This is a genomic window from Corynebacterium pseudokroppenstedtii, from assembly GCF_019754945.1.
GTDB lineage: Bacteria > Actinomycetota > Actinomycetes > Mycobacteriales > Mycobacteriaceae > Corynebacterium > Corynebacterium pseudokroppenstedtii.
Genome location: NZ_JAEUWU010000003.1, coordinates 267,770 through 289,585 on the forward strand (window position 1 = coordinate 267,770; position 21,816 = coordinate 289,585).

21 protein-coding genes, 3 tRNA genes and 1 other RNA gene are annotated in these 21,816 nt (G+C 57.4%); 17 read left to right on the forward strand and 8 right to left on the reverse strand.

Going from position 1 to position 21,816, the window contains the following annotated elements; genetic code table 11:
• Positions 1–5: 5 nt before the first annotated feature.
• On the reverse strand, positions 6–713 hold the full coding sequence (locus JMN36_RS06390; protein ID WP_204581985.1) for a hypothetical protein: 708 nt from the start codon (positions 711–713) through the stop codon (positions 6–8).
• 210 nt (positions 714–923) lie between these two features.
• Between JMN36_RS06390 and JMN36_RS06395 the strand changes: the two genes are divergently transcribed.
• From JMN36_RS06395 to JMN36_RS06415, 5 genes are all read left to right on the forward strand, one after another.
• A tRNA-Asn gene (locus tag JMN36_RS06395) sits at positions 924–996 on the forward strand.
• 148 nt (positions 997–1,144) lie between these two features.
• Positions 1,145–1,218 (forward strand) — tRNA-Ile (locus JMN36_RS06400).
• A 70-nt stretch (positions 1,219–1,288) separates the two neighbouring features.
• Positions 1,289–2,047 (forward strand): trimeric intracellular cation channel family protein, encoded by a 759-nt coding sequence (locus JMN36_RS06405; protein WP_221924032.1) that lies wholly within the window; start codon positions 1,289–1,291, stop codon positions 2,045–2,047.
• Positions 1,971–2,765: a serine hydrolase domain-containing protein gene (locus tag JMN36_RS06410; protein WP_221924033.1), complete on the forward strand. Its 795-nt coding sequence runs from the start codon at positions 1,971–1,973 to the stop codon at positions 2,763–2,765. Before JMN36_RS06405 ends, JMN36_RS06410 begins: the two co-directional genes overlap by 77 nt.
• A 115-nt stretch (positions 2,766–2,880) precedes the next feature.
• The gene (locus tag JMN36_RS06415) at positions 2,881–3,369 is read left to right on the forward strand and encodes a DUF3145 family protein (RefSeq protein ID WP_221924034.1); all 489 of its coding nucleotides are present in this window, start codon (positions 2,881–2,883) and stop codon (positions 3,367–3,369) included.
• Positions 3,370–3,413: 44 nt separating this feature from the next.
• Here JMN36_RS06415 and JMN36_RS06420 read toward each other — a convergent pair whose 3' ends face one another.
• Positions 3,414–3,641 (reverse strand): acyl carrier protein, encoded by a 228-nt coding sequence (locus JMN36_RS06420; protein ID WP_046203045.1) that lies wholly within the window; start codon positions 3,639–3,641, stop codon positions 3,414–3,416.
• Positions 3,642–3,756: 115 nt separating this feature from the next.
• A complete protein-coding gene (gene aceE, locus JMN36_RS06425; protein WP_204088291.1) occupies positions 3,757–6,477 on the reverse strand; it encodes a pyruvate dehydrogenase (acetyl-transferring), homodimeric type in 2,721 nt (906 codons plus the stop codon).
• A 303-nt stretch (positions 6,478–6,780) separates the two neighbouring features.
• Between aceE and JMN36_RS06430 the strand changes: the two genes are divergently transcribed.
• The 5 genes from JMN36_RS06430 to JMN36_RS06450 all read left to right on the forward strand — a co-directional run bounded on the left by JMN36_RS06430 (position 6,781) and on the right by JMN36_RS06450 (position 10,589).
• Positions 6,781–7,161, forward strand: coding sequence for a DUF3052 domain-containing protein (locus JMN36_RS06430; RefSeq protein ID WP_082089925.1), 381 nt, complete (start codon positions 6,781–6,783; stop codon positions 7,159–7,161).
• Between the two features lie 199 nt (positions 7,162–7,360).
• Positions 7,361–7,433: transfer RNA gene (locus JMN36_RS06435), tRNA-Val, on the forward strand.
• A gap of 200 nt (positions 7,434–7,633) precedes the next feature.
• The gene (locus JMN36_RS06440; protein ID WP_221924035.1) at positions 7,634–8,632 is read left to right on the forward strand and encodes a hypothetical protein; all 999 of its coding nucleotides are present in this window, start codon (positions 7,634–7,636) and stop codon (positions 8,630–8,632) included.
• A 32-nt stretch (positions 8,633–8,664) separates the two neighbouring features.
• Positions 8,665–9,642 (forward strand): hypothetical protein, encoded by a 978-nt coding sequence (locus tag JMN36_RS06445; RefSeq protein ID WP_221924036.1) that lies wholly within the window; start codon positions 8,665–8,667, stop codon positions 9,640–9,642.
• Entirely contained in the window at positions 9,636–10,589 is a 954-nt protein-coding gene (locus JMN36_RS06450) for a CobD/CbiB family cobalamin biosynthesis protein (RefSeq protein WP_221924037.1), read from the forward strand. Before JMN36_RS06445 ends, JMN36_RS06450 begins: the two co-directional genes overlap by 7 nt.
• Positions 10,590–10,606: 17 nt before the next feature.
• Here the strand turns inward: JMN36_RS06450 and JMN36_RS06455 are convergent, their stop codons facing one another.
• Together JMN36_RS06455 and JMN36_RS06460 are read right to left on the reverse strand one after the other, a co-directional pair.
• The gene (locus JMN36_RS06455; RefSeq protein ID WP_221924038.1) at positions 10,607–11,731 is read right to left on the reverse strand and encodes an SURF1 family cytochrome oxidase biogenesis protein; all 1,125 of its coding nucleotides are present in this window, start codon (positions 11,729–11,731) and stop codon (positions 10,607–10,609) included.
• Positions 11,732–11,733: 2 nt separating this feature from the next.
• On the reverse strand, positions 11,734–12,231 hold the full coding sequence (locus JMN36_RS06460) for a low molecular weight protein-tyrosine-phosphatase (protein WP_221924039.1): 498 nt from the start codon (positions 12,229–12,231) through the stop codon (positions 11,734–11,736).
• Between the two features lie 222 nt (positions 12,232–12,453).
• Here JMN36_RS06460 and cobC point away from each other — a divergent pair, with 222 nt between their 5' ends.
• From cobC to rnpB, 5 genes are all read left to right on the forward strand, one after another.
• Positions 12,454–13,626, forward strand: coding sequence for a pyridoxal phosphate-dependent aminotransferase (cobC, locus tag JMN36_RS06465; protein WP_236881641.1), 1,173 nt, complete (start codon positions 12,454–12,456; stop codon positions 13,624–13,626).
• 74 nt (positions 13,627–13,700) lie between these two features.
• On the forward strand, positions 13,701–14,819 hold the full coding sequence (locus JMN36_RS06470) for a Nif3-like dinuclear metal center hexameric protein (RefSeq protein WP_221924040.1): 1,119 nt from the start codon (positions 13,701–13,703) through the stop codon (positions 14,817–14,819).
• 157 nt (positions 14,820–14,976) lie between these two features.
• Positions 14,977–15,726 (forward strand): zinc ribbon domain-containing protein, encoded by a 750-nt coding sequence (locus tag JMN36_RS06475; protein ID WP_204088297.1) that lies wholly within the window; start codon positions 14,977–14,979, stop codon positions 15,724–15,726.
• A complete protein-coding gene (locus JMN36_RS06480; RefSeq protein WP_221924041.1) occupies positions 15,726–16,403 on the forward strand; it encodes a histidine phosphatase family protein in 678 nt (225 codons plus the stop codon). Before JMN36_RS06475 ends, JMN36_RS06480 begins: the two co-directional genes overlap by 1 nt.
• Positions 16,404–16,414: 11 nt before the next feature.
• An RNA gene (gene rnpB, locus JMN36_RS06485) (RNase P RNA component class A) lies at positions 16,415–16,874 on the forward strand.
• Positions 16,875–16,932: 58 nt separating this feature from the next.
• Here rnpB and JMN36_RS06490 read toward each other — a convergent pair.
• Entirely contained in the window at positions 16,933–18,243 is a 1,311-nt protein-coding gene (locus JMN36_RS06490) for a hypothetical protein (protein WP_221924042.1), read from the reverse strand.
• A 181-nt stretch (positions 18,244–18,424) separates the two neighbouring features.
• On the opposite strand from JMN36_RS06490, the gene JMN36_RS06495 reads away from it, so the two are divergent.
• Entirely contained in the window at positions 18,425–18,619 is a 195-nt protein-coding gene (locus JMN36_RS06495; protein WP_046203038.1) for a hypothetical protein, read from the forward strand.
• A gap of 33 nt (positions 18,620–18,652) precedes the next feature.
• Here the strand turns inward: JMN36_RS06495 and JMN36_RS06500 are convergent, their stop codons facing one another.
• The gene (locus JMN36_RS06500; RefSeq protein ID WP_221924043.1) at positions 18,653–19,396 is read right to left on the reverse strand and encodes a CYTH domain-containing protein; all 744 of its coding nucleotides are present in this window, start codon (positions 19,394–19,396) and stop codon (positions 18,653–18,655) included.
• 28 nt (positions 19,397–19,424) lie between these two features.
• A complete protein-coding gene (panB, locus tag JMN36_RS06505; protein ID WP_204088302.1) occupies positions 19,425–20,282 on the reverse strand; it encodes a 3-methyl-2-oxobutanoate hydroxymethyltransferase in 858 nt (285 codons plus the stop codon).
• 179 nt (positions 20,283–20,461) lie between these two features.
• Between panB and glnA the strand changes: the two genes are divergently transcribed.
• Positions 20,462–21,799 carry a type I glutamate--ammonia ligase gene (gene glnA, locus JMN36_RS06510; protein ID WP_204088303.1) on the forward strand — a complete coding sequence of 446 codons (1,338 nt, stop codon included), beginning with the start codon at positions 20,462–20,464 and terminating at the stop codon, positions 21,797–21,799.
• The last annotated feature ends 17 nt before the right edge of the window (positions 21,800–21,816 follow it).

Below are 21,816 nucleotides of genomic sequence, written 5' to 3' on the forward strand. Positions count from 1 at the left end.
TAGGTCTAACGTGGTTGGTTATTTTCCGGGTTGTTTGAGTAATTTCCCTGCGTCTGTTGCGGCTGGTTGTATCCGTTAGCAACTCCAGGATTCTGATAATTGGATGGGTTCTGTTGCTGGTTCCTTCCCTGTCCCGGCACGCTGAACTGTGACTGCGGGGCTTGGTTTTGTGGGTTGTAACCGACGTACTCGTTGAAACCATTGGAGAAGTTAGTCACTTCTGTATGCGCCAGAGCGGAGACATCGACTTCATCCTGACCGTCAAAGTTATCGATGACTACAAGCCGCGACCGATACGAATTAGCGACCAGAGCGAGTGATATAAGCATGCAGATCACCGAGAGAGTCATAATCAGCGGACTGACTTTTCCCTCCGGGTAATCACTGTAGTATTCGTCGATTCCTGGCTTCTTCGCATGAAAAGAGCTGATAAACCAGATCAAGCTAAGGGCAAAAAGGAACGCCGACGTAATTAAGTAGGTGAGATCAAACGTTTTCTTCGTCTCGGTATGAGATACCGATTTCAACTCGATGTTATTGAGTCGATTACCGGTGGGGATTAAACCGAACAGTAAACGGGGCCGGTTAATAGCAATGCGCTGATCGGTAACCGCTAACGTGGTTTTCTGCCAGAAGGTAATCAGCCTCGATGGAACCTTAGTAAGGTGGACGCCATTTTCGTTGGGGCGCAAAGAAACGTTGAGATCAGACATACTCTATTCTTATCACTTTTGCTAACTTCGTTCTATGGCTTTAGGGTATGGTACCCGCATTATGGTGGGCGTCGTATGGATGGATGAGGCGGCAACTTTATGGAACCGTGCTTAGCGGTTTGCGTGAATAAGCGCAGCTCAATCCAGTGATTTGCCTCTGCTGTGGTCTCTCTGTACAGTTCTATCTCGTTGCGGACGTCATCCGCAGATTCCCCCATAGCTCAATTGGCAGAGCATTCGACTGTTAATCGAAGGGTTACTGGTTCGAGTCCAGTTGGGGGAGCTTTTTCACATCCACGGGTCTGTGCTTGTCATGACCCGTGTTTTTATTTTTACCCGTGACCTGGTTAGTTCATTGTGTCGCTAATGTAGGGCAGGAAAACGGGTGAAGCGATAGCGGTATTCTCCAGATCGTTTGCTATCATCCTCACGGGGCTATAGCTCAGTAGGTTAGAGCCACGGACTCATAATCCGTTGGTCGCGGGTTCGAGCCCCGCTGGCCCCACATCATCCCTTGTCTATTCTCGTAGGCAAGGGATTTTTCGCATTCACATGGTTCAGATTGGTGAAAAACCATGGACATTGTCTCCGTCTACCGCATTATCGACTTAACCGGTGTCTTCATCAACGGCATCCTGGGAGGCGCCATTGCGCGTCGTCGAAAATTCGACGCTATCGGATTCGGCCTCCTCGCGATCTTATCGGGCCTCGGTGGCGGTTTACTCCGAGATACGCTCCTGCAAAATGGCCTCCCTGCTGCATTAAAGGAGCCCATCTACCTCGGCGTCGCATTATCAGGCGGACTCGTCGCCATGACAGTGTCGCTAGAGCGAGAACAATGGAACAGACTTCTCAAAATTGGTGATGGCATCGTTCTTGGCGTTTGGGCAGTAACCGGAACAATAAAAGCCCTCAATGCCGGGTTATTGTGGCCCTCTGCAATGCTCCTTGGCATGATCACAGCAGTCGGCGGCGGGATGATCCGCGATATCACCATCGGCGTTGTTCCCGCCATTTTTGGCGGTAACACCCTCTATGCCACGTCGGCACTTCTCGGTAGCGGAATGATGGTGCTCTTCAATAGCTTCCAACTCCAAACCGTGGGCATGGTGGTCTCGGCGTCGTTTGCTTCCATCTTGTCCATCGTCGCCTATTTCAAAGGGTGGGGGCTGCCCAATAACCCCGATTGGGCACCAGTCACCATGACAGCAGGTCAACTCCGACGGCTCATGCTCACGCGCGCTATGGTTGAACCTGATGAACGATTGGCCCGTAAACAACGCCGCAAGCTCCGTCGACGGAAAGATGACGGGGGACCCCACCCGAGTGTTTGAGCTCGCTAGCGTCACCAAACTCCTGACTTCCCGCGCTGTGCTGGTCGCCGTGGAAGAGGGAGTTTGCGACCTGACAACACCGGTAGGCCCAGCGACGGTGGCGCACCTGCTCGCCCACGCTAGCGGCGTCGGGTTTGCCACGACCGAACCTGAAAAGGCCCCGGAAACTCGACGCATCTACTCGTCAGCCGGTTACGATATCCTCGCGGACTACATCGAAAAAGAAACCGAGATTCCCTTCCCGGAGTATCTGCAAGAAGCGGTGTGCCAGCCCCTGGGAATGACCCAGACTGAACTCTATGGATCGGCTGGTCACGGCGCGCGATCCACACTGCACGACATGGATTTGTTCGCCCAGGAAATGATTAATCCCCAACTGGTGGCGGACCCTCACTATGAAGTGTGGTACCCGGATCTGGCCGGCGTCGTCCCCGGCTACGGCATGTTCAAACCGTGCCCGTGGGCTCTGGGGCCTGAAGTGAAGGGGAAGAAAGGACTCCCGCGCGAACGGGGAGGGTCGGGCCGTGAACACTGGACCGGCACCGTATTGCCCTCACACACCGTTGGCCATTTCGGGCAAAGCGGAACATTCCTGTGGACCGTCCCAGGTGAGCACTACGCTGTGGTCCTCACCGACCGGGACTTCGGCGACTGGGCTAAACCGTTGTGGAGCGAATGGAACGATGAAAAGGCCCGTGAACTCGGATACGGTGCGTAACTCACCGGTTGTTACTGGCCATGAGCAGGGGAGTGGACCGCTAACGAGGGACTCGCCGACTAGTACCATCGGTCACACTAGTTAACATGCGCAACATGCGTTATGACCTGCGCTTATGCAGCAAACCCACACGGGGGATAAAGCCCTACTTGAGGTTGCGACGTCGGGAATTTGTTCCGGAATATGGGAGAAAGCAAGCTGTCGGAGCTGGAGGGGAAGCCAGCTCACCGCGCTTCTTGGTGACAACCTAAGGAGAACGGTGATGATTTACGTCGACAACGGTGGGGCCGAATTGGTGCGCCAACTTTTGCGTACCGGGGAGCCCTTTTGCGTTATTGAACACGGAAAAAGCATGTGGAGGTTTACGCCAAGCCTAGGGCTGCACGTTGCAGATATTGATGAATTAGGAAATGTCGTCCTGACGGAGCACCGGCTTCGCGCAATTCTTGCCGAGGCAACAACCCGTCAGGACATCGACGCTGCCATCCGCAGCGCATTAGGTGAGGCCTGGGACTATGCTCCAGAACTCGTGCCCGCCGCCGACGACGGTGCGGGCGTGGATCTAGACCACGACTACGACGCGACGCTCGTGCGTCAAACATGACAAGCCTGTGATGCTGCGCGGGGATGCGGGTGACACCGTGGCGGTTAGGAATCCTGCTCCATGAAGTCGACCATGTCCCTAATCGACGTGAACGAATCGATCTGTTCTTGGTCCACTTGGCGCCCTGAGTGCTCCTCAATACCCACGCCGATATCGATCACCGACAGCGAATCCAGGCCAAGGCTGTCCACGGTGGAGTCGAGGGTGATGTCGTCCGGGTCAACGTGTCCATATTTCGCCACAATGCTTTTGACCTCATGAAAAACGTCCACGAGGCCAGGCTACCAGGCGTGAAGCCTGATGCCGTGCCCCGTGGACTGTCAACAAATTGGTGTGTCGCGGGTGGGCCCCGCGGGTCGGCGCCGTACCCAGAGCCGGCCCAGGTTGTTATGCCTTAGTGGGGTCGTCGATGTGGAAGTCCTTCGCAGCTTGATCAGCCACCGAGACGTCGATCTTCCCTTCCCGGGCCAACCCAGCTAAGACGGCGACGACAATCGACTCCGCGTCGGTGTTGAAGTACCGGCGGGCAGCGGCACGAGTATCGGAGAACCCGAAACCGTCGCAGCCGAGCACGGTGTAATCACCGGGCACCCACTTGCGGATTGTTTCACCAATCGTCGTATCAAAATCGGACGCAGCAACAAACGGCCCGTGGGCGCCGCTCAGCTGCTTCTCCAGGAAGGCCGTGCCCACATCCTTCGACGGATGACGCAACTGTTCGCGATCATGGCGGACACCATCACGAGCCAATTCCGTCCACGACGTCACCGAGTAGATAGCCGCATCGACGTCGAACTTGTCGGCAAGAATATCGCGGGCCTTCAGAGCAGCCTGCATACCGATGCCCGACGCCATGATGGTCGCATCCTTACCATCCTGGTACTGGTAAATGCCCTTGTGAACGCCCTCGACGTCGAGGTTCTCCGGCTCAGCGGGCTGGTGTATCGGCTCGTTGTAGCAGGTGAGGTAGTAGATGACGTTTTCACCAGGGCAATCCCCGTACATGCGTTCAATTCCGCGAGGAATAATGTGCGCCAACTCGTAGGAGAACGCGCAGTCGTAGGAGACGACGGACGGGTTGGTCGTGGCGAGTGTCAAGCTGTTGCCGTCCATGTGCTGGAGGCCTTCGCCGGTCAAGGTGGTCCGTCCGGCTGTGGCCCCGATGAGGAATCCACGTGCCATTTGGTCGCCGGCTGCCCAGATCGAATCACCAGTGCGCTGGAACCCAAACATGGAGTAGAAGATGTACAGCGGAATCATCGGTTCGCCATGGGTGGCATACGACGTACCCGCCGCCTGGAACTCCGCCACCGATCCGGCCTCATCGATGCCCTCATGCATCATCTGTCCGTCGGTCGCCTCGGTGTAAGACAGCATCAGGTCATGATCCACAGCCGTGTACCGCTGACCATGCGGGTTGTAAATCTTGTTCGTCGGGAACCAGGAATCCAAACCAAATGTACGAGCCTCATCCGGAACAATCGGCACCACGCGACGTTTGATTTCCTTGTCACGCATCAGCGCTTTCATGATGCGGACAATGGCCATCGTGGTAGCCACTTCCTGCTTGCCGGAATCCTTACGCATCTGCTTGAGCTTGTCCACGCCAGGAACCGAGAGCGGCGTGAACGTGTTGCGTCGCTCCGGCAGGAAACCGCCCAGCTCTTTCCTGCGCTCCAGCATGTACTTGATTTCGGGGGCGTCGGGGCCGGGGTTGTAGTACGGAGGCAGCTTTGGATCCTTCTCTAATTCCTCATCAGAGATCGGAATGTCCTGCTTCGTCCGGAAGAGCTTGAGGTCATCGAGGGTCAGCTTCTTCATCTGGTGAGTGGCGTTGCGGCCCTCGAAGTTGTGGCCCAGGCCGTAGCCCTTAATCGTGTGGGCCAGAATGACGGTCGGCCGGTCCTTCGTCGCCAAAGCACGCTGGTAGGCGGCGAAAATCTTGCGGTAGTCGTGGCCACCGCGGCGAAGATGCCAAATGTCCTCATCCGACATATTTTCGACGAGTTTCGCGGTGCGGGGATCGCGGCCGAAGAAGTGCTCGCGGATGTAGGCACCGTCGTTGGCCTTGAAGGTCTGGAAATCGCCGTCATGCGTGTTGTTCATGAGGTCGACCAGGGCGCCTTCTTTGTCGGCGGCAAAGAGCTTGTCCCACTCACGTCCCCACACGACCTTGATGACGGACCAGCCGGCTCCGCGGAAGAAGGATTCCAATTCCTGGATGATCTTCGTGTTACCGCGGACAGGGCCGTCGAGACGCTGTAGGTTACAGTTCACGACGAAGGTGAGGTTGTCCAGGTTGTTGAGCGACGCGATCTGCAGGAGGCCACGCGATTCTGGCTCATCCATCTCGCCATCGCCGAGGAACGCCCACACGTGCTGCTGTGATGTGTCCTTAATGCCACGGTTAAGGAGGTAGCGGTTGAACCGCGCCTGGAAGATTGCTTCCATGGGGCCGAGTCCCATGGACACCGTCGGGAACTCCCAGAAGTTGGGCATCCCATGCGGGTGAGGATAGGAGGGGAGGCCACGGTGTTCGCGGGAGACTTCCTGGCGGAAGCCGTCCATGTCTTCTTCGCTTAGTCGGCCCTCAAGGAATGCACGGGCGTACATTCCGGGCGAAGCATGTCCCTGGAAAAATACCTGGTCCCCGCCGCCCGGATGATCCTTGCCTTTGAAGAAGTGGTTAAACCCAACTTCGTAGAGGGGGGCAGCGCCGGCATAGGTGGAAATGTGTCCCCCGACTCCAATACCTGGGCGCTGAGCGCGGTGAACCATGATCGCCGCATTCCACCGGATCCAGCGGCGATAGCGCTTCTCGATGTCCTCGTCGCCGGGGAACTCGGGCTCCATCGTCGTCGGAATAGTGTTGACATAGTCGGTCGATGTGAGTGACGGGAGGGAAACGCGTTTCGCCGTTGCGCGCTCAATCATGCGCAACATGATGTAGCGCGCACGATCACTATCTGCGTTCTCCAGCATCCCGTCCAGGGACTCAAGCCATTCACGAGTTTCTTCGGGGTCGCTGTCATTGAGGTAGGACGCGACGCCATCACGAATGAGGGCGAAATTGCTGTCGCGCGACGAATCGGGCGAGGTATCAGTCATCGACGTGTACTCCTGAACTTGTGGAATGTGGCCAAGATTCTTGGATAATGGCCAAAATCTTTATCTGAATCGATTCTACGCAGCAGCACTCTTTCCAGCAGAAACCAATCAATTTGGGTGGGGGTGACAGCATTATTGATCCCAGGGGCGTCATTCTGGGGGATTCTGGGGGACTTCGTGGGAGAGTCGATGAGATAATTTCACGTAAAAACGGTAACCTCGCTAATAATTCAATCCATATTGTCAAGGAGGCACCAAACCGTGGGCGAGGCGGCCACGCGCGACAAAGACTTTGCTGATCGCATGGGCGTGACAAAAGGAAACATCATCCTGGAACTCGGGTGGGATGACGACTGCGATTCAGCAGTAAGCGAATCACTTGAAGATGCCATAGGCGAACCTCTCTTGGATGACCCCGACACCGACGAAATCGTCGACGTCGTCTTGTTATGGTGGCGAGACGACGACGGAGACCTCGTTGATGGACTCGTAGATGCCACACGTGCACTAGCGGAAGACGGCCAAATCTGGTTGGTGACCCCAGGAGCAGGGCAAGCAGGCACCGTTCCGCCGGGAGATATCGCTGAGAACGCTCAATTGGCCGGGCTGGTGCAGACCTCCGCATTGCGGCTGGGGGACTGGCAAGGTTCCTGCCTGGTTCAGCGTGGGGTGCGTCGGAACTAAAGCGGGAATTAACGCAGGCTCCCAAGCTAGAGCAGGTGCTGGCCTTGCGACGTAAGGCCGGTGTTGGTTTTTTGCGCTCGCTTGCGATTTTCGCCGGTGCGGAAAGTCCGGTTTTCAGCGGTTTTCTCTTTCCAGTACGGCATATGCTAGCTTTGTCTACGGCTTAAGAGCAGTCAGGCCTTGAGCCATGAGCACTTAAGCGCCTTTAGCTCAGCTGGAAGAGCAGCTGGTTTACACCCAGCAGGTCGGCGGTTCGAACCCGTCAGGGCGCACAGCAAAATAAAAACCTCTATTCGCACAGCGGATGGAGGTTTTTGTCATATAGACCCCCATTTTCACCCTCAGGCTGGGGTAGAGAGCCTGGCTGATACATGTACCGGACTCTATGTCGCTGTGGTCGTCTGGGTACACTGCTTGTGACCAACTGCCTTCCATTGCTCACGCGCTGACTTTTTATAAAGGGGTATTCTCCATGAATCACGAGCCCGGTCGACGTTTGGAGAATTCGACTTCTGGAACTGATGGCGAATGGGGATCCTTTTATACCCCCCCAAATAACGAGCCCGGGACTCCAAAAAAGCGGAACCTCATGCCCATTGGCATCGCAGCCGTCATAACGGTCGCTCTTGTCATTGGGGCTTCAATCATTTGGATTGCATTGAAGAATGCCGATAAGAACAACGGCCAGGATGAATCCGTCGCAGCGGCCAGTAGTGGAACACTGGAAAGCCAGTCAGAGTCACCGCACCAGTTGGCTTCCGCCAACCCCTCATCTCAATCTGCGTCTGATGATGAAGGTGCAACTGCGACTGATCGTTGCTCTGAATCCTACTTGCGCAAAAATATTCCGCAGATGACCGGCGAACATGAAGTGGTGTATTGCTACGGGGACTGGTTGTTGTTCGGAGTTCCCCGAACTGACGACGTGAGTTACTACCACTGGGCCAATGGCCACTGGTCCAAATATGAACGGGACGGAGTTTCCGGAATCAGCGGATATGGTTGTTACCTTAGCTCACGGTTAGATGCTGATCAGGTGCCATCAGAGATACGATCACGATTCACCGAATGCGGCCCCGATGACACCGCGAAGAGCAATCAGTCAGATTCGTCCAGCAACACCGATTCTAATGGCTATATTTCGTCGGTAACCGTCTCGGGCCGGACAGTGCGTGCCTCGTCGCCGGAGTGTGACGGAAGAAATATTGTTATCAAGAATTCAATCGTTGATACGAATAAAGACGCCACAGCCGGGGATATTTCACGGGCACTCGCAGCCAACCCTGGTTCTGAATTTATGACGCCGGGGCATTGCTCGTCATTACGTGGACAGCTCAATGGCGATGACATTTATCCCGTCTACGAAGATTTCGGCTCCGACAGAAGCGCCATGTGCCAAGAAGCGGGGTCGAGAAGTAACTGGTATCCACGACCCCTCAATGATCGTGGTGACTTTAGCTCCCCGTGCTAGTCACACTGTGATAGCCCACCAAGGATAAAACGATGAGTGGAAACAATCAATGGAACGGCGGAAACGATCAATGGGGTGCTGACGGTGGTGCCCCGAACCAGCAGGTTCCCCAGCAGCCGAAAAAACGCTCACGTGGCATCCCCCTCTTGTGGACCATTCTGGCGCTGATTGTGATCGCCGCGGTCGTTGTAGTTACGGTGCAATTCATTAACAACCGTGCCAATAACAACACTTCTGCCGACGGTGGTGCGGCGTCCTCAGAATCCACGACCTCGCCGGCTGAAGAGAATCAGACAACCAGCTCTGCAGAAGCGGCTGACGATAACGACAGCAAAAGTGGCCCGTCAGTAAGCGAGCGGTGCACCATTGATTATATGCACGAAACCGGTGCGATCTACGACGATCTTAATGATGTATTAGAGTGCGACGGCACCTGGGCGATAGCAAACCAGCACGGTACGGATTGGCTTTTTCCGCTTCATTGGACGGGGTCCAAATGGGAAGCGTATATGCCAGACAAAGATAACCCCAATTCGCATCTAGGTGGCCGATGCTACAGCGATGAAAGAATGCAGCGCGATGGTGTTCCTAAAAACCTTCAGACCCGGTTTGGTCGGTGCGTGCCTGAATGGACAGAAGAAAAACATTCCAACAATAACAACAGCGACGGAACTATCACCTCGGTGTCGGTTAATGGAAGCACCCGCTCCATTCGCAATGTCAGGTGTGACGGTGATTATGTCTTGATCGTGCAATCCGTCATCGACCAACCGGGTGGGGACACGAAAGGGAAGTTGCGGTCAGCGTTGGCGAGCAACTCTGACGCCTATTACACCTACCCCGGTGCCTGCCCGTCATTGCGGAAGAAGGATTCCAGCGGCAACCTGGTCTATCCCGTGTTAGTCGATTATGGGAACGATCTTGATGCTGTATGCGAGGCCGCTTCAAGGACAAGTGGTGCTTTCCCCCGTCGGCTCAACAATGACGATAGTTATTCATCGCCATGCTAAGCCGTGGTGCGCATCGCTTCCTTCATCTCGCTCCGGAACAATATGGGCTAGCCGGGGGCTTTCTTGCCGACGCTATCCTCGGAGACCCAGCGTCCTATCACCCCGTGGCATTATTTGGGCGCGCGGCACAAGCCCTGGAAAAGCGGATTTATGCAGATTCCCGTCCACGCGGCGTCGCTTTCGAAGCGTTGTCAGTCGGTATCCCCGTACTTGTCACCACAGCGCTCGCCGGCCCTCGTCGCACCACACGACACGCGGTTGTGCTCGGCGTCGTCACATTCTTTAGCCTCGGCGGGACAAGCCTTGCTCGGACAGGAGGCCGGGTTGCCACGGCACTGGAGCAGTACCAATCCGGCATGACTACTATCGACGAGCCACGCCAGTGGGTTCCGTGGCTGTGTTCCCGCGACCCTAACTCACTCGATGCCGATGGCATTGCCCGCGCTGCGGTCGAGTCCCTGGCCGAAAATACCTCCGATGCCAGCGTCGGAACCCTGATCTGGGGAGCGCTGGCGGGAGCTCCCGGAGTCGTGGCGCACCGCTGCATTAACATCCTCGACGCGATGGTGGGCTACAAGAGCGACCGATATATGAATTTCGGGTGGGCTGCTGCCAAGCTGGACGACCTGGCAAATTGGCCGGTCGCGCGGGTGACAGCGCTCATTCACTCCGCCGTTGGCGGGCGACGATCGATCACGGCGTGGCGGAAACAAAACCATCCCAGCCCTAATGCGGGAGTTGTGGAATCTACCGCCGCCGGTGCTTTAGGCGTGCAATTGGGTGGCGCCACGCAGTACTCCTACGGAGTTGAAATGCGCCCAGTCATGGGGGAGGGCCCCGCGCCAACTATTGCCGACGTCCGACGCGCGGTCACGCTGTCACGCGGTGTTCAATACGCGGCCTTGGGGATCGCGCTTGTTCTTCAGCGATGCATGGACCGGCGATAACTATAACCAGTCTCCAACTAGAACCGCTCTTCGTCCTTCTTAAAACGCTGGGCGAAAGCGTTACGGCGTTTAGTTCCCCCGTAGCGGTTATCGTACAAATCCTGCTGATACGTCGGCTCCGGTTGTGAGCCGCGGTCGGTGGTGTCCTCGTCGGCACTGGATGGTTTGTCCTGACTTCGCTGGTCTGAGGGCACGTGCTCCGACGTCGGTCCTTGGCCTTCCTCGGAGTCCACGCGCTTAACCGAGCTAGCATCCTCGCCGGAAATCGTTGCACTCTCTCCAGCATCCCGATCATCGGCAGCTGTCTCGTCGGCTGTTGGCGTGCCATCTGAGGTGATGTCTTCCTCACCCAGTGCACCGTATTCTTGCTCTTCTTCGCGGGCTTTGCGGCGTTCCCGAATCTCAGCCCACGCAAAATATCCCAGCCCCAGAGGAGCTAAAATCCCGAACGTAATCCACTGGATGCCGTAGGACAGGTAGGGGCCAGAATCCAACTGAGGAAGCGGAATAGCGTTGAGCGTCCCCGGCTGATTCTCTTCAAGCTGGACATAACCTTTAACAAAATTTTCCTGGGGAATCTCTTTCTTATACCAGGATGACGATAGGTTCGTGATCTCTGTGTAGCCATCGTCATGAGTTGTTTTCGGCTCTTCGGGGGCGGGCTCGTCCAACCGAGTATAGCCTTGGATCGTCACTTTCCCGCTGGGTGGCGGAGCAAAGGACGGAATCCTGCTTCCGGATTCAGGCCTCACATAGCCGCGGTTCACCATGATGACCGTGCCATCGTCGGCACGGAACGGCGTCAGAATCTGGTACGCGGCATCAGAATTGACCGGGCGATTGCGCAGCACCAGCTCCTCGTCGGCAAGAAAAGAACCTTGGAGTTTGACGCGCTTCCATTCATTCGATTCGTCGATGGTACCGGTTGGTGCCGACGCCGTCTTCGTGATGACCTTCGACAAAGGTACGGGGTCCGCATGGAACGCTTTTTCCAACCTGTGATTGGTCGCCTGCGTCCGTGAATTTTTCCCGAGTTGCCACGGTGCTAGGACTGTGAACGCCACATAGGCGAACGCGATCACCAGGATTGCGGTAATTACCCATCCTGGTTTGAGGAATGTTCGCCAACCCCGTTGAGCCATTCTTATCGGTCCGATCGATCCTCTAATTCACGTGTCACCCACGACAATAGCCCCGGCAGCGCAGCTTCGATGAAGTGATAAACATCAGTGAAATCCTCTTTCGTCCCGTAGTAGGGATCCTGCAGTGGTTCATGGCGCCCACCAGCGGGATCGAAGGAGCGAAGGAAACGGATCTTGTGCGACGGGACACCATCATTCCGGAGGGCACGTCGATGGCCGTCGTCCATGACGATGAACAAGTTCGCGTCGGCAAATTGGGGACCATATTGTTTTGCGCGGTGCTCAGTCCCATCGAGCCCGTGCTCGCGGAGGGTTTCGACGGCACGATTGTCGGCGCCTTGTCCCACATGCCAGCCACCAAGCCCGCACGATTCCACGCGCACTTGGCTGAGGAGTCCTTCGCGCTCGAGGGCATCACGCGCCATCACGTCAGCCATCGCCGAACGGCAAATATTACCCGTGCATACGAAGACAATTTTTAAGGTTTCGGTACCCGTCACAGGTGATCCTTTCGTGGTGGTGTTGACGCCAACAATGGGGATATCCACGGTGCAGGCAGAGCCTATTGCCGACGCGACTATCTATCGTAGTGGTGGCGTGGGACTCGCTGAAGTGCGGCATGGGATCAGCAGGGATTGGGATGAGCCGCGCTTGGGATGGGGACCGTGACCTCTGGGTGCTGTTGGGATGGGGGGCCGTGCCCCGTGGGTACTGTGTTCACTGTGAATGACGTGATGAAGATTCATGGGGATCAAGCCGCGCGGGGGGCGGACCTTGATTTCGCAGTGAATGTTCGGCACCCTGTGCCCCCGGCGTGGCTGCAGGAGGCCTTGGCACATCGCTTGGGTGATCTCGGCGCGTATCCGTGGGAAGAGCAGGAAACGTGTGAGGTCATCGCCGATTTTCATGGGTGTGATCCGTCGGAAATCATGCTTCTTAATGGTGTGGCTGAGGGCTTTTCGTTGCTTCCCCAGATTTTTGGTGGAGGCCGAGTTGCTGCCACAGGGAGTCCCGCTAGCCGACGGGGGGATGGCGTTCGAGCGGCTCTTCTGCATCCTTCCTTCACCGAGCCCGATCTTGCGCTGACCAGCGCTAATATTCCGGTCACGCGTGTTATTCGGTGGTCTCTTACCGACGAAGATTGGCCCGGCGTGATTCCTGCCGATGCGAATCTCGTGGTGATTGGTAATCCGACGAATCCGACAGGAGTTCTTCACCGCCGGGAGGATATTGAGCGGGCGCTGAAACCGGGACGGATCGTTCTGGTGGATGAGGCGTTTATCGATATGGCCACGTCAGGGCCTACTGATAACACTGATTGCAGTGTTGGTGTGTGTTCTGAAAACCAGTCTGCGAACCAGAGTGAGTGCCCCGAGTCGCTTGTGCCTCATCGGCCGACCGGGGTGGTGGTAGCACGATCGTTGACGAAGACATTCTCGGTGGCTGGGCTGCGGTGCGGATATTTCGTCGGTGACGCGGACGTGATCGAGAGACTTAGCCACGGACGCCCGCCCTGGTCTGTGGGAACGTTGGCATTGGAAGCGATGCGTCAAGCGGTGAGTCCCCGCGGCATCGAGTGGTCCCGACGCGATAAAGAAGAGATGGTGCGCAACCGGGCGGCGATGGCGGAGGCCTTAACTGCGGCGGGCTGGAATGTTTACCCCTCTGCAGCGCCATTTATGCTGGTCATTCCTCCGGAAAACGATGGCCCGGCATCGCCGGAATCGACGCGTCGTCTGACTCAGGAACTCGCTGCACACAGCATTGCGGTTCGGCGTACAGACACGTTCCCCGGACTCGACGGCAGCGCACTCCGACTAGCTGTGCGGCCCCCGAGTGACGTGGAACAACTCATTGACGCTGTGCAGCACATTCAAAGTAGCCGTCGGGCATAGCCACGTGGCCGTCGCGCACACCCACGAAGCGTTATTGCCTCAGTCGTGTCCTAGCCTCATGTCACAATAGGTCTATGACTACAGTCGCTGATATTCGTCAGACCATGGATGCCGCCTTCCCCCCGCCCCTGGCAGAAGAGTGGGATCGCGTGGGCCTCATCTGCGGGGATCCATCCGCGAGTGTTTCCCGAGTCGCCGTCGCGTTAGAGGCCACGGATGCCGTCGTCGATCACGCCATCGACCAGGACGCGGACATGCTCATTGTCCACCACCCTTTGTTGTTGAGGGGCACTCATTCCGTGGCGACGGATGATCCGAAAGGCCGGTTACTGCACCGGTTGATTAAAAACGACTGCGCGTTATTCGCCGCCCACACCAATGCCGACGCTGCTCAGGGCGGCGTCAACGATATCTTGGCAAACCTCCTAGGCGTGACAGAGACAAAGCCGCTCAACCCTATTAAGTCGACGCTGCACAAGTGGGGCGTAATGGTCCCCGTCGACCATGTTGAGAAGGTGAAGGACGCGGTATTCGCCGTGGGGGCGGGAAAGATCGGCCAGTACTCCCACTGCAGCTTCGAGACCGAGGGCACAGGCCAGTTTTTGCCGGAGGACGGTTCCCACCCGGCGTTAGGTAGCGTCGGCAAGATCGAGCATGCCACCGAGGTAAGAGTGGAATTTGTTGCTCGTCCAAATCTCGACAACGACATTATCGACGCTATTGCTCGCGCTCATCCATATGAAGAACCCGCTTTTGATTGCGTCACCATGAGCGGTGGTGTGATCGGTGGGATTGGCCGCGTCGGGAAACTCGCTAGCCCGACGACGCTGAAGGAATTCGCCCAGAGGGTTGCGGACGCGCTACCGGAAACCGTGGAGGGAATCAGAGCAGCTGGCGATCCCGATACGCGCATTGAAACAGTGGCGTTGTGCTCGGGAGCGGGTGACAGTTTCTTGGATCAAGCGCGGGCGATGGGTGCCGATGTGTATGTGACCTCGGACCTCCGCCACCATCCTGCCGACGAGCACCTTCGCCGCGGAACGCCTGTTTTGGTGGATACAGCGCACTGGGCCAGCGAGTTCCCGTGGTGTGCATCCGTCGCCACCATGATGCGTGAGCAGTTGGGTCTGCCCGCCGAGGTGATTGAGGTGAGGACGGATCCCTGGACAGTCCACGCCACCAAGAAGCGGTAGGACGAGTCCGAATAGCTCAACGGCCTGCCGAGATGCGCGGCATTAAGTGCCACACGGACGGCCGGTTTGCTGGTTTACTAGAGATCAGTGTTCTAGAGATATAACTGCTAGTGCTGGCGCACCAGGCGCTTCAACCGTCACGATGGAGGAGGACAGCATGAAATGCTCAGTGCGGAATCAAAAGAGGCTTCTTGATATGTCCCGGCTCCACAACGACATTGAGGTTCTGGAAGCGCGGGCAGTCAACCTGCCAGAAAAACAGCGGCTTGATGAAGTCCTGAGGCAGAAAGCCTTGGCACGGTCCCGCACTGTCGCGGCTTCGGTCACGCTCTCAGAGATGGATGCTGAATTATTCAAGCTCAATAGTGATATTGCCAAGCTTCGTCGCCGAGAGGCCGATGATCGTCAACGGCTCACCGTGACCTCAGACCGAGAGCGACGACGCGACCTTAACCACGACATTAACGCTGCCCAGCGGATCCGAGCACGGTTAGAATCTCGACGGGATGACGTCGAAACCCAGCGTGACCAGCACCTCAAAAGCCCTGAGGGTCAGGACCAGCCGCCGGAAACAATTGACTCAGGTGATTCCGTTGCAGCCGCTCGTCGCGCATTGGATGACTCGATCATGGCGGTGCGTCGGCGGATAGACGAAAAGCATCGAAAAGTTCAGGTTATTAAACACGAGTTGCCCGACGAGATTGTCGAGGCCTACGACATACAGCGTGAGGATCACGGAGTCGGAGCCGCTCAGCTGATAGACCGCGTGTGCCAGGGGTGCCACATGTCGCTGGATAATGCCACGTTAACGGCATTTCGCAAGGCCCCCGCCGACGAGCTCCTCCAATGCCCGGAGTGCAATACGTACCTCATTCGGTACAACCCCGAACTGGAAGGAGCGGTCTGATGGCTGCCTGGCTACCGGGATCATCCGAGACGCAGCGCTGCCGGTTAGTGTTGCTCCGTCATGGGCAAACGCCGTACTCCACACAAGGTAAGTACGCGGGCCGCGACGACATACCTCTCACCGATGAAGGACACCGCCAGGCACGTCGAGCTGGCCGATGGCTGCGCGACGCCGACTTAACCGCCGCGGTGACATCGCCAGCGTTGCGTTGCCGTCAAACCCTTGATGACCTCACAGACGAATTAGTCCCTGGGGCGGGCCAGCCCGCGGAGTTGCCGGTCGACGTCGTCGATAACCTCATCGAACTTGATTTCGGCGAATGGGACGGGCGGACGTTCAAGGACGTTCATGACCATTTCGGCGAAACACAAGAAAAGTGGTTCACGGATTGGACCATGCCCGTACCGGGTGGAGAAAGTGTTCAGGCTGTTGATCAGCGGGTTCACAAGGCGGTGACGGAACTCGTTGACCAGCACTGGGGAGACAACCTGCTCCTTGTTAGCCATGTGACCCCCATCAAGTCGGTTCTGCGTCGCGCTTTGTGTGCCGACTCTGACTTCTTTGTTCGGCTTCACCTGGATACGTCGTCAATCAGCATCGTTGATTTTTATAGCGACGGCCCGATCTGCGTGCAGGCTATCAATTCCACCGCGCACCTTGTTGATGGGGTAGAGTGAAGCCTCGCGATTGAGCCGGCCGGGTAATCGCGGGGGCGGAATCGACAGCAGAGCGAGATCTCTGATTGCAGAGACCGTGCCTGATGCTGCGCAGACCGTCGTCGAGGAAAGTCCGGACTCCACAGAGCACGGATGTTGCTAACAGCAACCCAGGGCGACCTGAGGGCACGTGCAACAGAAAGTAGACCGCCTGCAGACGCAACATCTGCAGGTAAGGGTGAAAGGGTGCGGTAAGAGCGCACCAGCACTGCAGGTGACTGTGGTGGCTAGGTAAACCCTTCCGGGAGCAAGGCATGATGGCGCACCGCTGCTTTGGTGCGCCGGCGCGGGCGTTTGAGGGCTGCTCGTCCAAGTCCGCGGGTAAGCCGCGTGAGGCTGTTAGCGATGGCAGCCCGAGATAGATGATTACCTCCCATGCCAGGGGAGACCCCGCATGGCAGACAAAATCCGGCTTATAGGCCGGCTCATTCGTTTTTGTGCGGGAGTGCAGGGTTGTTGGCTACATGTGTGGGGGCTGCGGCTTTGTTGGCTACGTGAGTGGGAGCTGTATGTGTGCCGGCTCGGCGAAAGATAGTTCCGTGACTGTTATTCCGCTGTTTCTCGCGTTTTCGCTCCGTGGCCCGTCGCTCCGCATCTTGGCGGCAGTTTGCGGTTGAGGCTCATCCTTCTTCGGCTTCACCAACGCGAGTACCGACGTGGACGCCCCGGGAACAGGCCGTGCAGCAACAATCCTCTGGCCGGGAATTTCCCCGATAACGTCACAGCCAGCCGGCGTTGCAATGTCTCTCAGTATTCGCTGCTGGGTGGGCGTTGCAGCAGAAACCAGCTCGATCAGTTCGCGGCCTGACGCCGTGAGCGTCGAGGCCACCCGAGTCGTGCGTCGCGATTTCACGTCCATCGCCGCGTGGCGCGCACGTGAACTATCCCGCCCGCATAACTGCAGCCACCGGCGCGCCTCCATGACGGACGGATAGTCCGGCTGCTGTTCATCAGCAGTCGTGTCGCGCCGGGAAATATCAAGCCACTCCAGAACACGCTGCGGAGCAGACGGCAAGTCCCATAGCGTTTCGACGCCGAAGGTGGAACATGCGCGCCACAAGAAAGCATCGTTACGTTGGGTTTTCGATGCCCATCCCTGTGCGTGATCGAGGTCTTCGTCGGTAGGCGTAGCAGAGAGCATTACCGGGTGGAGAGGCTCCCGTTCGTCAGTAAAAGGCAGCGCGGTGACGGCGTCGTCGAACTGTGTGAGATGAGTGAGCGTTCCGGGCTGACTGCGGAAAATGACCGACGGCCGCCACCACGATGTGGGGGAGTACGCGGACTGTCGGAGTGTCTTCGCCGTGAGTGTGGCCAGCGCGGGCGGGCACGGTGGGTCATCCTTGCCGGAGAGCGCCGTCGCTAGTGCCATGGTTATCGCGGCAGTGGCCGCAGCGTGTTCACCGAAACCTTCACCGGGTGGAATAGAGGACATGATCGTCACGTAGAGGAGAATCGACCGTCGAAGCCCACTTTGCTGGTGTGCCACAGTGTCCAGCACGGTGCGCACCACGTCGTCAGCGTCGGCAATGGGGTAAGGACCGGCCGAATGAACACCGAAGGACATACCGGTTTCAGATGGGTTTAGCTGATCGTGGTTGCCCTGAGGTGGTGTCGTTGTGAGACTGATCGCGACCTGAACCGATGGCTCGATCGTCTGCGCGATCGTGGTTCCACCAATGGGCGCGACATATTCGCCCAGCCAGGCCAGTGTTCCGGGTGCAGAAACAATCCATGTCGGATCAACACCCCATGCCCGAGTATGCGCATCGGTAAGCAAAGCAGGGGAGGGTGAACCGGACATGAAATCCTTTCTGCTGTGAGACTGTTTTCTGAGACGCTGAGGCCTACGAACAATGGTAGGTAGATAATGGTCTATTGCGGGCGATGTAGGCGAGAGTGAAATAAACTTGTTATGCGCCTGTGAAAAAACTGCGATTTTTGCGCGGTGACGGTTTCCACATACTGCAGAAAGGGCACTCACCATGGCCACCGACGATCAAAAGTGGTACTTCAATTCAGAAACTAAGGAAGTTTCGCAGGGGAAGAAGTCAAGCTGGCTCAACCGCATGGGGCCGTACGACTCCAAAGAAGAAGCCGAGCACGCGCTTGAGCGAGCTCACGAGCGCAATCAAGAGGCCGACGAAGCCGATGAAGAGTGGGAAGACGAGGAGGACTAGCCGACGGCTCCGCGGCCGAGGTCTTATCGACGCCTAGTCGGGCATGGTGTCGCCCATAGCCATGACGAGCTTGGACGGGCTCGACGATTTCTTTGCTCCCTCTGCCAGAGCGCGCTGAGAGAGTCGGTCTAAGAAGTCATCAGCAAAGCTATGATTATCGCGTTGGCCGTCACCATCGTTGCGATCGTCGAGGATCTCGGGGCTGAGCTCAATTTCCCATTCCCGCCAGTGCTGGGCTTGTCCGCCTTCGAGGAGCCCGCGCGATGAGACGTGGTCATCGCAGAATTCAGCTCCCTTGTATGAGATAGCACTTTTGCCTGATTCAGCATCTCCGCGCGAGCTAGGGGAGTCCACCATCATGTCGGTCACGTGCCGCTCATTGTCAACTTGTGCGATGGCGATAAAGTCCGCCGAGTCATCGTCCGCCGGTGCAGCAGGCAGTGCCTCATGAAGTGTCTCAAGGAGCGCACGAGGCGGACGAACATGGTGGGAATCCGTTGTGTCCCCCGCGTCCAATGGGGCATGGACTTCGCGACGCCCGCGCGTTCCCGGAAGTTTGAGATGCCATCCTTCGTCGGGGCCCCCGCTGCGACGTCGCAACGTGATCTTATTCCTGGTCAACTGGAGGTCTGGCGTGTCGTAGTACGTCGCCGAGAGCGTAAACCGCTGTTCAGCCCCAACCCCAGAGACTCCCTCCACCGAGGAAAAATCAGGCACCGGGGTGGCGTCGTCCACGGAAAACTTAACTTCGACTTCCAGCTGATCAGTAGAACTCATGACGCTAAGTGTAGGTGCGCGCCGCCGTTTAAGCCTTCGGGTTGTCCGAGAAAGCATGGTCAGCGTCGGGGAAAGTGCCTTCGGCTACTCGTTCCCGATACCGCTGAGCAGCGTCGCGTAATTCCTGGCCGATCTGCCCGAATTCCTCGACGAACGACGGGGTGCGTCGACCCGCTGGCATCGCCGCCATATCCTGCCACACGAGTACTTGGCCGTCAGTGCCAGCGCCAGCACCAATGCCGATAGTGGGGATAGGAAGCTCCTTCGTGATCTCCCGGGCAATGTCCTCCGGCACCATTTCAAGAACGACGGCAGACGCGCCGGCCTCACACACGGCCTTCGCGTCGCGGCTCAGCTGCTCAGCACCGCTGCCACGCCCTTGCACCCGGAAACCACCCAGCGAAGACACCGACTGAGGCGTAAACCCAATATGCGCCATCACGGCAATCCCGGCCTGAGTAATCGCCCGAATACGTGGCGCGATTCGCTCGCCACCTTCGATTTTCACCATGTCGGCACCAGAACCGTGAACCATCCGCACAGCATTAGCGACGGCGTGCTCATCCGATTGCTCGTAGGCGCCGAACGGCAGATCCGCGACGACGAGTGCGTGGGGAGCGCCCCTCACCACAGCTGCAGCCAGAGGGATGAGCTCCTCCATCGTGATCGCCGTCGTCGATGAATACCCATAAACGACGTTGGCCGCGGAATCACCGACCAGAAGCACGGGGATGTCGGCGTCGTCAAAAATGCGAGCCGTCGTGAAATCATAGGCAGTCAGCATTGCCCAGCGTTTACCCTCGCGCTTGAACTGATCGAGGTGATGAATCCGAGTTTTCCGCCTCGGCTTTTCTGACTGTTGCGGAGCGTCGGGGTGGGCAGACATAGGCTAGATTCCTCTCTCAAATAAACAGGGTTTTCGGGTTTTTCTCTGGGTATTTCTACTGGTGTGACCACCGTATGTGCCAGGGGGTGGGGGCTTTCCCACGCATAAAACTCTATTCACATACACGCGCTCTGTGGCTAACACGCGCCCATGTCCCACCCACCGACTACCCTGTAGGTATGAATCGGCAACAAGAATTTGTCCTCCGAACCCTTGACGAACGCGACATCCGCTTTGTGCGCCTCTGGTTCACCGATGTTCAGGGATACTTAAAATCCGTGGCCATCGCCCCCGCCGAGCTCGAAGGCGCATTCGCCGAAGGCATCGGATTCGACGGGTCAGCCATCGAGGGCTTCTCCCGCGTCTCGGAGTCCGACACCATCGCCCGGCCGGACCCATCCACATTCCAAATGCTGCCCTTCCCGTACGACGGCCAACTCACGTCCGCACGAATGTTCTGCGATATCACCCTGCCGGACGGTCAACCCTCCTACGCCGACCCCCGCCAAGTCCTACGTCGGCAATTAAACAGAGCAGCCGACGACGGATTCACCTCCTACGTCCACCCCGAAATTGAGTTCTTCCTCGTCAGAAGCCTCATGACGGAAGGCAAAGAACCGACCCCGACCGATAATGGCGGATACTTTGACCAGGCCGTTCACGATGAAGCCCCGGGCTTCCGACGGGATGCCATCACAGCCCTCGAGTCGATGGGCATATCCGTCGAGTTTTCGCACCATGAAACCGCGCCGGGCCAGCAAGAAATCGACCTCCGCTATGACGATGTGCTCTCCATGGCGGACAACATTATGACCTTCCGCTTCCTCATTAAGCAGGTTGCTTTGCAAAGCGGGGTTCGGGCGACGTTCATGCCCAAGCCATTCGCTAATAGAGCGGGCTCCGCCATGCACACCCACATGTCCCTCTTTGAAGGCGACACCAACGCATTCCACGATCCCGATGACGAATTCAATTTGTCGGCCACCGCGCGGTCCTTTGTTGCCGGAATCTTGGAGCACGCCAACGAGATTTCAGCCGTGACGAACCAGTGGGTCAACTCGTATAAGCGCGTGGTCTTTGGGGATGAGGCGCCGACGTCGGCAACGTGGGGCTTGTCTAACCGATCGGCGTTGGTTCGTGTACCCCGATACACCTCGACAAAGGCCTCATCACGTCGCGTCGAAGTGAGAAGCCCCGACTGCGCATGTAACCCCTATCTGGCATTCTCGGTGCTCCTCGCGGCGGGATTGAAAGGCGTGCGCGAAGGGTACGACCTCCCGCCACAGGCTGAGGACGATATATCGTCCCTGACACGCAGGGAACGTCGCGCGCTCGGCTACCGCGACCTTCCGACGTCGTTAGACGAAGCACTCCGTGAAATGGAGCGCTCAGAACTTGTTGCGGACACCCTCGGTGAGCACGTCTTTGAGTATTTCCTCCGCAACAAATGGCAGGAATGGCATGATTACCAAAGCCAGGTCACGCCATGGGAGTTGGACACCACGCTGGACTACTAAAGCCAAGTCTGATCAGA